10 protein-coding genes are annotated in these 13681 nt (G+C 39.0%); all 10 read right to left on the bottom strand.

The genetic code is table 11. The features are described 5' to 3' along the window. Positions 1 to 18: 18 nt before the first annotated feature. The 10 genes from LIS78_RS03400 to LIS78_RS03355 all read right to left on the bottom strand — a co-directional run bounded on the left by LIS78_RS03400 (position 19) and on the right by LIS78_RS03355 (position 13538). Positions 19 to 1698, bottom strand: coding sequence for a M20/M25/M40 family metallo-hydrolase (locus LIS78_RS03400; protein ID WP_252284645.1), 1680 nt, complete (start codon positions 1696 to 1698; stop codon positions 19 to 21). A gap of 103 nt (positions 1699 to 1801) precedes the next feature. Then, positions 1802 to 3007 carry an ornithine--oxo-acid transaminase gene (locus LIS78_RS03395; protein WP_252284644.1) on the bottom strand — a complete coding sequence of 402 codons (1206 nt, stop codon included), beginning with the start codon at positions 3005 to 3007 and terminating at the stop codon, positions 1802 to 1804. Positions 3008 to 3030: 23 nt separating this feature from the next. Next, the gene (gene pruA, locus LIS78_RS03390) at positions 3031 to 4578 is read right to left on the bottom strand and encodes an L-glutamate gamma-semialdehyde dehydrogenase (protein ID WP_209150953.1); all 1548 of its coding nucleotides are present in this window, start codon (positions 4576 to 4578) and stop codon (positions 3031 to 3033) included. Between the two features lie 341 nt (positions 4579 to 4919). After that, the gene (locus LIS78_RS03385) at positions 4920 to 5954 is read right to left on the bottom strand and encodes a LacI family DNA-binding transcriptional regulator (protein ID WP_013055369.1); all 1035 of its coding nucleotides are present in this window, start codon (positions 5952 to 5954) and stop codon (positions 4920 to 4922) included. A gap of 60 nt (positions 5955 to 6014) precedes the next feature. Further along, positions 6015 to 7529 (bottom strand): alpha-amylase family glycosyl hydrolase, encoded by a 1515-nt coding sequence (locus LIS78_RS03380; RefSeq protein WP_195781215.1) that lies wholly within the window; start codon positions 7527 to 7529, stop codon positions 6015 to 6017. Between the two features lie 149 nt (positions 7530 to 7678). Continuing rightward, positions 7679 to 9079: an ammonium transporter gene (locus LIS78_RS03375; protein WP_252284643.1), complete on the bottom strand. Its 1401-nt coding sequence runs from the start codon at positions 9077 to 9079 to the stop codon at positions 7679 to 7681. 37 nt (positions 9080 to 9116) lie between these two features. Then, positions 9117 to 9458 (bottom strand): P-II family nitrogen regulator, encoded by a 342-nt coding sequence (locus tag LIS78_RS03370; protein WP_195781217.1) that lies wholly within the window; start codon positions 9456 to 9458, stop codon positions 9117 to 9119. Between the two features lie 185 nt (positions 9459 to 9643). After that, positions 9644 to 10492, bottom strand: coding sequence for a phytoene/squalene synthase family protein (locus LIS78_RS03365; protein ID WP_195781218.1), 849 nt, complete (start codon positions 10490 to 10492; stop codon positions 9644 to 9646). A 59-nt stretch (positions 10493 to 10551) separates the two neighbouring features. Then, a complete protein-coding gene (locus LIS78_RS03360; protein WP_252284642.1) occupies positions 10552 to 12009 on the bottom strand; it encodes a phytoene desaturase family protein in 1458 nt (485 codons plus the stop codon). After that, positions 12006 to 13538, bottom strand: a complete 1533-nt coding sequence (locus tag LIS78_RS03355; RefSeq protein ID WP_195781220.1) for a phytoene desaturase family protein — start codon at positions 13536 to 13538, stop codon at positions 12006 to 12008. Before LIS78_RS03355 ends, LIS78_RS03360 begins: the two co-directional genes overlap by 4 nt. Between the last annotated feature and the right edge of the window lie 143 nt (positions 13539 to 13681).

Below are 13681 nucleotides of genomic sequence, written 5' to 3'. Positions count from 1 at the left end.
CCTCCGTTCTTCATTTTCTTATATGTGGTTTGTACAAGCATGCCTGCTTTTTAACATCTGAACAGTTGTTTCTTGAATCAACTTAGGAAGGACGCCGAACGAATAAGGCTTGTACACTCGCTCTGTCCACTTATGTCCGTCTTTCCCATATACTCCTATATTGATGGACGGAATATTTAACTCTCGAATTTCACGGAAAGGAATCGCCCCTGCAATCCCCCACCCCGGAAAGTTACGTGTAAAAGCATCGATTTCCTCATCTGTCTCATGAAGAGACAAAAAGCTGCCATCCGCTAGGTAGGGGAAAAATTTTTTAAACTGAAACGTCTCTCCCGTCTGTTTTCCAACCTTCTCCACAGCCACTTGTAATGGATAAAGAAGCTGCTGATCCCTGCTTTCGTCTTTCTTCAAGTGATTATGAGGCAAGTAAGGCGGTGCAAAAAAGACAATTACGCGCGGACTTTGATGCGGATCTAACTTTTGAAGTTCTTCAATCACTTTAAAGCACCTTGTTCTAAGTTCTAAATGCGCATACTGTTCGAAAGCTCGTTCAATACAAGCCTGAGCATTTATCCCTTTTTGATCCAATTCTTCCAGGTAATCTTCCAAACTCACAACATCCACTTTCCAAGACAAGTTTCGCTTTGGCAAATTCGTTCTTTGAACAAAAAGTTCGTAATAATCAGAAAGTTTTTTCTCCACTTTTTCACATGCTTCAATTGATAATCCAATTAATTGACTCATCACTTCTTTTGCCGTTCGTTCATAGATGAAATAGTTAAAATACAAATGACTGCTTACAGCGGTTTGCACATTATAAGCCTCTTTATTATCTCGTTGATACAGACAGGAAGGTGGCAGTACCAGCTCTCCTTCAATATTTTCAGCTAGATTAATATTGTTATGGATGCTTCCCGTAATCTCAGATGCAATCAAATTAGGATCTATACCAGCAAGCGTATCTCCTACATGTACTTCCCTTCCGTAAATATAAAAACATGGAAGCAGTTTCCCGGCGGCTCCTGTATAAATATAACGCGTGGAATCTCCATCGTAAAGAGGTGTAATAAAGTCGGTATTAATCGCTGCTACATATGAAAGGTTTTTTTCTTTTTTTAAACGGTTCAGTTCAGAAACAGCAGAAATAATTCCAGTATGCTGACTTTCCTCATCTGGGTTGACCATAAAAAGCACGTTTCCTTCTAATTGATTTGGATGCTTAGTAAAATGCAGCACATTGGCTAAATGTACAGCAATTCCACTTTGCATATCAACGGCTCCTCTTCCAAACATCCATTCACCTGAGCGAGCATCTCGCTGTACATCTTCATTAATGTTATGCACAGAGAAATAGCGCTGAAGTTCTTCTGGATTTAACGCTATGTCTTTTAATGAACCAAAATCTTCAATGCCAACCGTATCTAAGTGAGCGTGATAAATCATTGTTTGAGCATTTTTTTTGCTGCCTTGAATAAAAGCAAATACATTTTTTCTACCTAGCGTATCGCCATTAATTTTCTGTTCCCAAACGTGAAGGGGATTTTCTTTGAAATAAGGAAAACTTTGAAGCGTGTTTTTAATGAAATCAGCAATCTTTACTTCGCCGCTTGTCCCATTGATACTTTTGATTTTCACTAACGCTTTTGTTAAACATTCAACTTGCTCTTCCATGCTTAGCTGTGAGAGTTGGATATACACTTCTATTCCTCCTGCCTATCAAATAAAAACGTCATTTAGCTGCATATGAATAAAAATAGTACGATATATACATATCGTACTATTTTTATTTACTTTAAACCGATTACTCAGCAAATACTTTTTCAATTCGTTCAATTGCCCAGTCCAACTCTTCTTTTGAAATCGTTAGCGGCGGAGCAAAACGAATAACCGTACTGTGCGTTTCTTTACAAAGCAAACCTTGATCTTTTAATTTTTCACAATAAGGACGAGCTTCTTCGTGTAATTCTACCCCGATGAATAGACCGCGGCCGCGCACTTCTTTAATAACTGGATTGCTTAAGCTTTGGAGCTTCTGCTTGAAATAAGAACCTAATTCTAATGAACGCGCTGGAAGTTCTTCATCTTCAATTACTTCCAAAGCAGCTAATGATACGGCACAAGCAAGCGGGTTTCCTCCAAATGTTGAGCCATGAGAGCCAGGGTTAAAGACGCTTAAAATGTCTTCATTAGCTACTACGCAAGAAATAGGGAAAACTCCGCCTCCAAGCGCTTTACCTAAAATCAGCATATCTGGTTCTACGCCTTCCCAATCACAAGCAAACATTTTGCCTGTACGCGCTAAGCCAACTTGGATTTCATCAGCAATAAATAGCACATTATGTTCTTTACATAAGTCAGCTGCAGCTTTTAAGAAGCCTTCCGGAGGTAAAACGATACCTGCTTCACCTTGAATTGGCTCAATTAAAAATGCGGCTGTATTTGGTGTAATAGCAGCTTTTAACGCTTCTAAATCACCGTAAGGAATGGTTTGAAGCCCTGGAAGCATCGGTCCAAAACCACGTTGATATTCTGCTTCAGACGATAAGGAAACAGCTGTCATTGTACGACCGTGGAAGTTGCCCACACATGCGATGATTTGTGCTTGATTTTCAGCAACGCCTTTCACATCGTAAGCCCAGCGGCGTGCAGCTTTAACGGCTGTTTCCACCGCTTCTGCTCCCGTATTCATTGGAAGAGCCATATTTTTATTTGTTAATTTACAAATCTTTTCATACCATGGACCAAGCTGATCATTATGAAACGCTCGTGACGTTAACGTTACTTTATCAGCTTGACGTTTTAATGCTTCAATAATTTTTGGATGACGATGTCCTTGGTTAACAGCGGAATAAGCACTTAGCATATCCATATATTTATTATTTTCTGGATCGTGTACCCATACGCCTTCTGCCTTTTCAATTACAATCGGCAGCGGATGATAGTTGTGTGCCCCAAATTTTTCTGTTTGCTCAATGATTTTCACCGTTTTTTGTGTTTCAGTTGTCATATTTACTCCTCCTTATTTTCCAATTAGAATGTTTCAGATGTTGTTTTTGCTTGCATGTGAAGAACAAGATAATCCGGTCCGCCTGCTTTTGAATCCGTTCCTGACATATTAAATCCGCCAAAAGGCTGGTAACCAACAATCGCTCCTGTACATCCTCTGTTAAAATACAGATTTCCAACATGGAACTCTTCACGAGCGCGCTCAATATGCTCGCGGTTATTTGATAATAAAGCGCCTGTTAATGCATATTCTGTATTGTTTGCAATCTCCATCATATGATCAAAATCTCGCGCTTTAGAGAATGCTACTACCGGACCAAAAATTTCTTCTTGCATGAGACGAGCTTTTTCATCTACATCCGCAAAAATAGTTGGCTGAATAAAGTATCCAGTTGAATTGTCTGCTTCTCCTCCCGCAACAAGTCGTCCTTCTTCTTTTCCAATTTCAATATACGATAATACTTTTTTATACGAAGCCTCGTGAATAACAGGTCCCATATAAGTTGAAACTTCTTCCGGGTTTCCAACGGTTAATGTTTTTGTTAGCGCAACTGCTTTTTCAAGCACTTCATCATACACATCTTGATGCACAACAGCACGAGAACCAGCGGAGCACTTTTGCCCTGCAAAACCAAATGCAGAGTATACGATTGAAGAAGCAGCTAAATCAAGATCCGCATCTTTGTCTACAACCACCGTATCTTTTCCGCCCATTTCAGCAATAACGCGTTTTAGCCATTTTTGGCCCGGCTGTACTTTTGCTGCTCTTTCGTAAATGCGGCAACCTACTGCGCGCGAGCCGGTAAATGAAACAAAGCGTGTTTTTGGATGTTCCACTAAGTAGTCGCCGATTTCAGGTGTAGCACCAGGAATAAAGTTTAATACGCCTTTCGGTAAACCTGCTTCTTCCATTACTTCTACAAATTTCGCTGCTACTACAGGAGTGGCATCAGCTGGCTTTAATAAAATCGTGTTGCCTGTTACGATAGCTGCTACTGCTGTTCCAGCCATAATAGCTAACGGGAAGTTAAATGGTGAAATGATAATACCTACGCCAAGCGGAATATAATTGTACTGATTATACTCACCGTCTCGACTCTTTACTGGAGAACCATCTTTTAATGTCAGGACTTGACGTGCATAGTACTCTAAAAAATCAATTGCTTCTGCTGTATCAGCATCTGCTTCGTTCCAAGGCTTTCCCGCTTCTTTTACAAGATAACTAGAAAATTCATGTTTTCTTCGACGGATGATGGCCGCTGCACGGAAAAGAATATCTGCGCGATGTTCTACTTTCCATTTTTTCCACGTTTCAAAAGCTTTTAAAGCTGACTGCATCGCTTGCTCTGCTAGGTCTTTATTTACTGTAGAGACATATCCAATCACTTCTTTTATATTCGCTGGGTTAACAGACGTAATTTTCTCTTCAGTTTCCACTTTTTCACCGTTGATCACAAGCGGGTACGTTTTGCCAAGCTGTGTATTTACATATGTTAATGCTTCTTGAAATGCCTTTTTATTGTTTTCATCCTTAAAATTTGTAAATGGTTCATGAGAATAAGAAACTACCATGATATATACCTCCTAGTATGCAAATCTTTGTTTACTTTATAGTTATGCAAATAGCGTGCCAACTTTTAATAAAACTTTACAGCCTCTTTATCATCAAGGTTTTCACCACTTATATCATTCTTTCTTTTTGATAAAATAAAAAATAATTGGCATGTGTATATTTTTTTGCACTTTAAACGCCAAAATTTTTAGCACAAAGAAAAAGATTGAGACATAACTAAATCACTTCAATCAACAGCTCGAAGCAACTAAACACATGAAAAAATCCGAACGATTCATCGTTCGGATTTTTCTTCAACTAAATTTTTTTTGTTCCAGCCTCTTTCTATTTGTTTATAAAGTTATCTTTTCGTCATTTGAATGGTTTTACAGGACTGTCTTTTAATCATTTTGTGAGGAACGCGCACTTGTTCTGCAACAGCATATGGCGTTTCAATCTGCTTAATCAAGCAGCGTACAGCCTGATAACCAAGTTCAAAAATATTAATATCAATCGATGTGAGAGCAGGTCTAGCCATTTCGGCGATCAAAACATTATTAAAACTGACAATCGATATGTCTTCAGGAACCGAAATCCCCATTTCATCCAATGTATTTAAAACGCCTAATGCCATTAGATCATCTGCTACTACCAGAGCCGTTGGACGTTCTTTTAGAGATAAAAGTTCGCAAACAGCTTCTTTTCCTCCCTTCTGTAGAAATTCTTCATGAATCACATACTCGTCCCGGTAAGGAATGTTTGCCTTTTGAATCGCTTTATCATAGCCTGTTAAACGGTCAATGGTAACGACTAATTCAAGACTTCCACCAATAAAAGCAATACGCTCATGACCAGATTCAATTAAATATTCCGTCGCTTCTTTTCCAGCTTTAAAATTATCATTATCAACAAACGTGATGCTTTCACTATGTTTAAACGGCTTTCCAATAACTACAAACGGCACGCTCTGTTCTTGCAAATAAGAAAGCACTTGATCATCAACTTTGGAGTACAGCAAAATTAATCCATCCACTCGTCTCCCCTGTACCATTTGAACAACTTCTGCAAAAATCTCTTCTTCCGTTTCTCCAGTGGACATATAAATCGCTCTTTTGTTTTCGTGAGCTCCGGTGCTGATTCCTCTTAGCACTTCGGGAAAGAATGGATTTTGAAACACCTTGTCTGCTGAGCTCGGCATCACTAGGCCGACTGCCTCTGTCGTTTGATTTGCTAGACTTCGCGCAATAATATTTGGGTGATAACCAAGTTCTTTCATAGCCGATCGCACGCGCTGTTTTGTTTTTTCACTAATTCTTGAGCTGTCTGCAATGACGCGAGATACCGTCGAAGGGGCTACATTTGCTAAATTTGCCACATCTTTTATTGTTACACCCATAATTCCACCTCTTAATTATGTTTTCTTCATTACTAATACTTATCCAATATAATTTGACAGCTACGACGCGCTGTCCTTTTTATGAGATTGAGAAATTTTCTTTTCTTTTCTTCTTTTTGACGATGCTTTGTACAAAAAGATGCCAAATCCCGTATAAACAGCGGCAACCGCTGCGATATATCCAATATTAAACCCTGACTTTTTCACTACTTTATATACATTTGTGGTCTCAGGCTCCAATGAAATGTTGTATACATCGTCAACTGGTCGTATAATTCCTTCCGTTATTAACCCTCTTAGTTCATTTTCTTTTCCAACTTTTTTAAGCGGGACATTAACAGCTGACGTGTCCTTTGTATTATTAATCACAACAAACGTCGTTTCGTCCTTATACCTTCTCTTGTATACAGCCACACCTTTTTGCTCAGACACAAGGGTAAAGCTTCCTTTTCGAAGGGAAGGCGACTTTGCTCTAAGTTCAGCCAGTTTTTTCAAATGATCTATAATATCGGGATTAGCTAAAAAATTCATCATGCCATAATTTTCTGCTCCCTTTCCCCCATTCAGCGCAATTTCCGTTCCATAAAAAACGATTGGTACACTCGGCGAAGTATAAAGGTAGGAAAGCCCTTGCTTTGTTCGGGCTCCAGGATGATTTTCCCTCTTTAATGCTTTTGCCGTAAAACGTGTGCTATGAACATCATCTAAAAAATTTGCTAAAGGCTGATTACTTCCTTTCCCCCACTTGTCATACAACATTTTCTGCGGACGAGTAGTACCGCTAAACGTAGCAGCAGTGGCTTCGGCTAGCGTTCTATCTACAAGCAAATCCATTCCTAGCGACTCAGCCTGTTTATTTGTTTTTAATGAATCCCCGTTTATTTCTCCTATTAATAGAAAGGAAGGATTCATGTTTTTTAGCGTCTGAGAAAAGGATGAAATAAATGCAGAAGGAGCTTGATCGATATCTTTAACGTAATAACCGTCAATATCTGCTTGTTTGCTCCACCAAGCAGCATTTTTAATAAGGTATTTCTGCACACCGCTTTCTTTTAGATTAAGGTGAGGCAGCGCTTTAATTACTTCGTTATCTGTACCGGATTCATTACTTATCCATGTTTGCTTTCCTTTATCTGCTACCCAGGTATGAGTGTTACTGATCGTTAAAGGAAATTCGACTATAATTTTCATATTGCGCTCATGTGCTTTTTTCACAAGATTTTGTAAGTCTTTTAACGTTCCAAAATGATCGTCTATTTTATAATGGTTGGTCACCGCATATCCATGATAGCCTTTATCATCGTTTTCCATAAAAGGCGTTAATAAAACAGCGGTAAATCCCATCTCTTGAATATAGTCTAACTTTTGTGCTACTCCCTGTAAATCGCCTCCATAATAGGCATCTGAGCGTTCATAGTTAACATTTCGATCATTCTGTTCACTTCCGTTATAAAAACGGTTAATCATCAACGAGTATATCACCTCATCACGTATATCTTTATGTTCTTGTGCTGAGGCACTGCTTCCAAAAAGCAATAATAGTACAAGCAGCATACTTGTCCTTTTCCATTTCATCTATTCCCCTCCTATAGACGAACTGTTTCAAACTCACTTTTGTTTCCATTATAACGTTAACGCTTACATTATTGTTAAATAAGTTGATAAAAACAAAAAAAGTGATTAAAAGTTTTTACTTTTAATCACTTTTTTCCATCTATATACTGCTATACCGTCTCATTTACGTTCGATATATGAGGTTTATCCGATACTTTACCAACTTTATTTAATCGCTCAATCAATCCAACACCAAATTCAGGATGAAGATTACCGTCTCCTGTCGCTACAAAACTTTCACGAAATTCGTATGCGGATGAACCGTGTTCAGCAAAATCTAAACCAGCAATTTCTTCTTCGCTTGATACTCGAATGGAAGAAAAACGCGTGAGGACAAACAGAAACAATCCAACCGTTCCAATTGTCCAGCCCATCACCGCTACAATTCCAAGAGCTTGAATACCTAATAGCTGTACGCCGCCGCCATAAAATAAGCCATTAGCTGTATCAAACAGCCCTACCGCTAACGTCCCCCAAATACCGCAAATTCCGTGAACGGTAATAGCGCCAACTGGATCATCTAACTTCAGTTTGCTATCGATAAAGTGTACAGCTTCTACTAGAATAATTCCTGCAGTCAGCCCAATGACAATCGCGCCTGGGATCGATACGTTTGCTGTTCCAGCTGTAATCCCTACAAGCCCGGCTAAGGCACCGTTTAATGTTAAGCTAGCGTCAACAAGTTTGTAGCGAAACTTTGCGTATAAAGCAGAAGACAGAACTCCGCATGACCCAGACATTAATGTCGTTGCGATGATTCCAGGTACAAGAGCAGGATCGGCTGCTAATGTACTTCCTCCATTAAATCCAAACCAGCCAAACCATAGAATAAATACACCCAACGCGCCAAGTGGAATGTTATGCCCTTGAATAGCATTGACTTTTCCGTCGCTTCCATACTTTCCAAGACGTGCCCCTAGGAAAGTAACTGCTACAGCCGCGCCAAGAGCTCCAGTCAAATGAACAACTGTCGACCCTGCAAAATCTACGAAGCCTAGTTTAGACAACCATCCTCCTCCCCATACCCAGTGACCTACAACTGGATAAACAACAGCTACCATCGCAATTGTGAGCATCATATAGCTCGATAGTTTCATACGTTCCGCTACCGCTCCTGAAATAATCGTAGCGCACGTTGCTGCAAAAACAATTTGGAAGACAAAAAAGCTCATTTGATCGCTTTCTCCATTTAAAAAGAAACCGCTTGAACCGATAAATCCTCCTTTAGAACTTCCAAACATAAGAGCAAAACCAATTACAAAATACAATACGGAAGATACAGCTACCGTTAGCATATTTTTCATTAAGATATTAAGCGAATTTTTAGAACGAGTGAAGCCTGTTTCAACCATCGCAAACCCTGCGTGCATTAAAAATACAAGTACTGCCCCAAACATTACCCACATCATGTCAATTGATGCACTGACTGATTCGACAGTTGGGTCAGCCGCATTAACGCGTGTTGCCGCTAACAAACTAATAAACAAAGCCGCACTAATTTTCTTTTTCAACGCTTAACTCCCCCTCTATTAAAATAACACTCTCTTTTTATAAAATAGCCGCTACACCTGCTTCTCCCGTTCTAATACGTACAGCATCCTCTACCGGATATACAAAAACCTTTCCGTCGCCTATTTGATTCGTAGAACAAATTGATTGAATGATCTTAATGACTTCATCAACTTGCCCTGCTTCTAAAATCATTTCTACCTTGACTTTAGGTACTAGTTTGATTTCAAAACTTTGTCCCCTGAACAGTCCCTCCTCTCCTTTTTGCTGACCGCAGCCTGCCACTTCTGAGACCGTTAATCCGTTTATTCCTACTTCCTCTAATTTTACGCGCAGTGCTTGAAATTTTTCTGGACGAATGATGGCTTCTACTTTTTTCATTGTAACCCCTCTCCCATGTTAGTTTTATTCACATTTAATGTTATGTATATTATCATATAGTTAATTTTCTGAATATTCAAGTTAATACTTGATAAAAATGAGACTTTTTTCTTATTTGCATAATAGTTAACGCCTTCATATATTTTTTAAAAAAAGTAACGCAAAGGAAAAGTAATTCCTTTGCGTTACCCCGTAGAAATAGATGTCATAATTTGCTTTTTCACTTGACTTGTGACAAAGTGCTTTTCTGTAAATACTTCATAATGTTCTTTTCGAATTTTATCAAGAATCGCTCGGTATAAATGCGCCGCTCCTGTAAGAGGTAAACGAGAAGCCACGGGATATTTATGAATCGACTGAAGCCCTTTTATATAATACATTTCCGCTTCCTTGGCCAAGTGCTCCCACATTTCTATAAATTCAGAAGTGACCCACCGGTTCTCTAATAGCGTGCGCGTATATCCATAAGAATTCATAAGGTCTTTCGGTAAATAAATGCGCCCTCGCTCTAAGTCTTCCCCAACGTCTCTTAAAATGTTGGTCAGCTGCATCGCAATGCCTAATGCAACTGCTTCTTCTTCTAATTCTTTATGAGTAGTTGGAGCTAAAATCGGTAAAAGCATTAACCCTACCGTACTCGCTACGTGATAAGAGTATGTTTTCACTTCATCAAGCGTATTGTATTCTTTTTTTACTAAATCCATTCGCTGGCCGGTAATCATATCATCAAACGCTTGAACATTCATCTCATATTGTTCAAATACATTGCGCAGAGCTACCCACATGGCGCTTTCGTTTAATAGTTCTCCATTTTTAAACCGGGCAAATTCTGATTCGAATTGCTGCAGCTCTATTTCAGGGTTGCTTCCTTCATCTACAATATCATCAACTTGACGGCAAAATGCATATACCGCCCATACTGCCTTTCTTTGTTTTGACGGCAGCATGGAAAAAGCTTTGTAAAACGTTTTTGAGTTTTCTTTAATAATTTCTTCACACTGATTGTACGCTTTGTCTAACGAAATGTTCATCATATAGGACCCCTTTCTCTATTAAAGGATAAACCATCATTTCCTTATGGCTTCACAAGATCTTAAGAAAGCTTTGCAACCGTTTGAACAGATGATTGTTCAATAAGATGATCGGCCAACATTTTTGCTCCTTGCATAACAATTGGCACACCTCCGCCTGGATGAATAGATGCTCCGACCGCAAAAACATTTTTATATTCGTACGGCTGGTACTGAGGTCTGAATACGCCTGACTGAAACAGCTCAGGAGCAATACCAAAGCTTCCGCCTTCGTAAAGTCCAAATGCTTGAGCATCATTTGGCGTGCGTACTTTTACCCACTCTATTTCTTTACGCAGCTCTTCAAATCCTTTTTCTTCTAAAGTTCGAATGATTCCGTCAACAAAATCTTGCTGATTGCTCCAATCAATGTGGCCACCTGATGGAACCGGTACAAGTGCATATAGCACACTTTTCCCTTCAGGAGCTAATGATGGATCAATAACAGAGGGATTAAATGTATAAATAGCGGGATCTTCAGGAATCGTTTTATGCTTAAACACTGCTTCCATATGTTTAGCCAAATCATTGCCCATAAAGTATTGATGCACATTGTGATGATCATATTTTCTCTTCAAACCAAGATAAAGTAGCAGACAGCTGGACGAAGGCACATACTTCTTTTCTTTTTTTCGAGCGATTTTCGCCATATTAGGAAAGTCGCCATTTAAAACAACTTGATCAAATGGGTAAAGTTTTTCGTCAACAACAACCCCTTCCGTCTTGTCTCCTGATATAGAAAGCTCTTGAACCGCTTTATTCAATTGAATGCTTACACCTTGCTCTATCAGCGTCTTTTCAAGAAGTGGCACAAGACTTGCGTACCCCCCTTTTACGTAATAGATGCCATGAGCATGCTCACTGTAAGGAACAAGGGAATAAATAGCTGGTGCCGAATAAGGATTCCCTCCAATATAGAGAGATTGCAGCGAATAGGCATCTACTAGACGTTCATCATGGAAATACGTTGAAACAAATTTTCTCATTGATTTATTTGCATTCATTTTTTTTAATGCCTTGATGTTTTGCCATGTCCAAAAATCTCGTTTATTTACAAATGTTTTTCCCAAAAATGCCTTACTTCCTAATTCAAATCGCTTTTTTAATTCAGTCATAAAACGCCGGTAGTTTTGCTCTTCGCCTGGAAACAAACGGCTAATCTCCTCTAACTGATCTTTTTCAGTCGCTTTTTTTGTATAGGTCGTACCGTCTGGAAAATGAATATCATAAAGTGGATCACAGCGTATTAGTTCATATTGAGAAGCAGAAATGCCCGCTTCATCTAAAATACGTTCAAGCATTAAAGGCAGTAAGACAATCGTGGGACCTTCATCAATTTTATAACCGTCTTTTTCTACAAACGCCAACCGGCCGCCCAGCTTGTTTTCTTTTTCGAAAATATCAACAGAAAACCCTCGTTTGCTTAATAACAAAGCGGTAATTAAACCGCCTATGCCGCCTCCAACAATTGCTGTTCTCATAATGCACTCTCCATTTCCTTCATGGTTTTAAACGGCTCATTCAGTAATTGTCCGTCTCTTTTTAAGATGAGCTTTGTCGTAATGCGAGATGATTCCAGAATAGTTGGTAGACCGCTCCCTGGATGAGTTCCTCCTCCAACTAGCCAGCAATTTTCTAATTCTTCAAATTTATTATGCGGACGCAGCACCATCATTTGAGTGAGCTGATGGCCAAGGTTAAATGTCGCTCCTTTGTAGACCAGTACGTCTTCTTCCCACTGCTTTGGTGAAATGATTTTTTCAACTTCAATATGACTCTCTAAATCTTTGAAACCCGTTTTCTTTTCTACAATTTTTAATACTGCATCTCGAAAATCTTTTTGTTTTTCATCCCAGTTTACACCGCTGAAATTATTTGGAACCGGCGCTAAAATATAAAGAGCAGACTTTCCTTCTGGTGCTAAAGTTGGGTCTGTTACACCTGGGTTTTGAATGTAGATGGAAGGGTCTTCTGAAAGAGCTAGCGTTTTCGTAATCTCTTCTACATTTTTTTTATAATCTTCAGCGAACACAATCGTGTGATGAGGCAGGTCTTTGTACTGTTTGTCTATGCCTAGATAAATCATGAAAGTGGAACAAGAGTATTTTTTCTTTTCAAGTTTTTTAACTGCATATTTTTTAAGGGTACCTTCATCTATTAAATTCGTCATCGCATGAGCAAAATCTCCATTGATAATGACGTCGTCTGCCCCTATTCGCTCTCCATTTTCTAGAATAATTCCTTTTACTCTCTTATTTTCAATCCATAGTTTTTGGACACCTTGGTTTAAGTGGATGTGCCCTTGATGTTCTTCCACTACTTTTGCCATTGCTTGAGATAGTTGATTTACTCCTCCTATCGGATGGAAGATGCCGTAAGCATGTTCCATAAACGATAAAATAGAAAAGGCTCCTGGACATTCCCAAGGGGACATTCCCAAGTACTTTGATTGAAAAGTAAAAGCTAATTTCAATTTCTCATCGGTGAAATACTTGCCAAGTACATCATAGAGTGTTTTACCTAAGGATAAATGCGGTAGTGCTCGAATTGCCTCAGGCTTTAAATAGTGATGAAAACGGTCCATCTGGCCCTGCAATAAAGGCAGCAAAGCCGCCATCTTTGCTTCGGTATCTTTCATAAAACGCTCATAGCCTTCTCCGTTTCCTGGGTATAAACGTTCAATTTCTTCTTTCATCTTTTTATGATTATCCGTCATCTGAATCTTCGCATCATCAAAGATAAGCTCATACATGAGATTTAGACGTTTTAAGTCCATGTAATCATGCGCATTGCGATTAGCAGCTTGAAATAATTCTTCAAAAATCTGTGGCATGCTCAAAAATGTAGGTCCCATATCAAACGTATAACCTGACATTTTAATCGCTGAATTTCGCCCGCCCACGTATCCTTGCTTTTCATATACATCTACTTTATAGCCATGACTTGCTAACAGCATTGCTGCCGCTAGTCCCCCTGGACCTGCTCCAATCACGATTACGTTTTTTTGCATACATACACTCCTAATCTTATACAATAGTTATACAAATATTATACAAAGCTTTATTATTAAACACAACGATAAACTGCTTGTCTTTATTCAAATCATAAAATTACCAATAACTAAACCATTAAAATATGACGTTTGTACCATTT

The sequence above is a fragment of the Priestia megaterium genome (genome assembly GCF_023824195.1).
GTDB classification, from domain to species: Bacteria; Bacillota; Bacilli; order Bacillales; family Bacillaceae_H; genus Priestia; species Priestia megaterium_D.
Note: the sequence above shows the minus strand (reverse complement) of the source record. Positions and strands in the feature narration are given on the sequence as shown.

What these genes read in the sequence shown, in the direction of transcription:
- LIS78_RS03395 (WP_252284644.1), bottom strand. Translation starts at nt 3,007, where the DNA reads ATGACAACTGAAACACAAAAAACGGTGAAAATCATTGAGCAAACAGAA.
- pruA (WP_209150953.1), bottom strand. Translation starts at nt 4,578, where the DNA reads ATGGTAGTTTCTTATTCTCATGAACCATTTACAAATTTTAAGGATGAA.
- LIS78_RS03385 (WP_013055369.1), bottom strand. Translation starts at nt 5,954, where the DNA reads ATGGGTGTAACAATAAAAGATGTGGCAAATTTAGCAAATGTAGCCCCT.
- LIS78_RS03380 (WP_195781215.1), bottom strand. Translation starts at nt 7,529, where the DNA reads ATGAAATGGAAAAGGACAAGTATGCTGCTTGTACTATTATTGCTTTTT.
- LIS78_RS03370 (WP_195781217.1), bottom strand. Translation starts at nt 9,458, where the DNA reads ATGAAAAAAGTAGAAGCCATCATTCGTCCAGAAAAATTTCAAGCACTG.
- LIS78_RS03365 (WP_195781218.1), bottom strand. Translation starts at nt 10,492, where the DNA reads ATGATGAACATTTCGTTAGACAAAGCGTACAATCAGTGTGAAGAAATT.
- LIS78_RS03360 (WP_252284642.1), bottom strand. Translation starts at nt 12,009, where the DNA reads ATGAGAACAGCAATTGTTGGAGGCGGCATAGGCGGTTTAATTACCGCT.
- LIS78_RS03355 (WP_195781220.1), bottom strand. Translation starts at nt 13,538, where the DNA reads ATGCAAAAAAACGTAATCGTGATTGGAGCAGGTCCAGGGGGACTAGCG.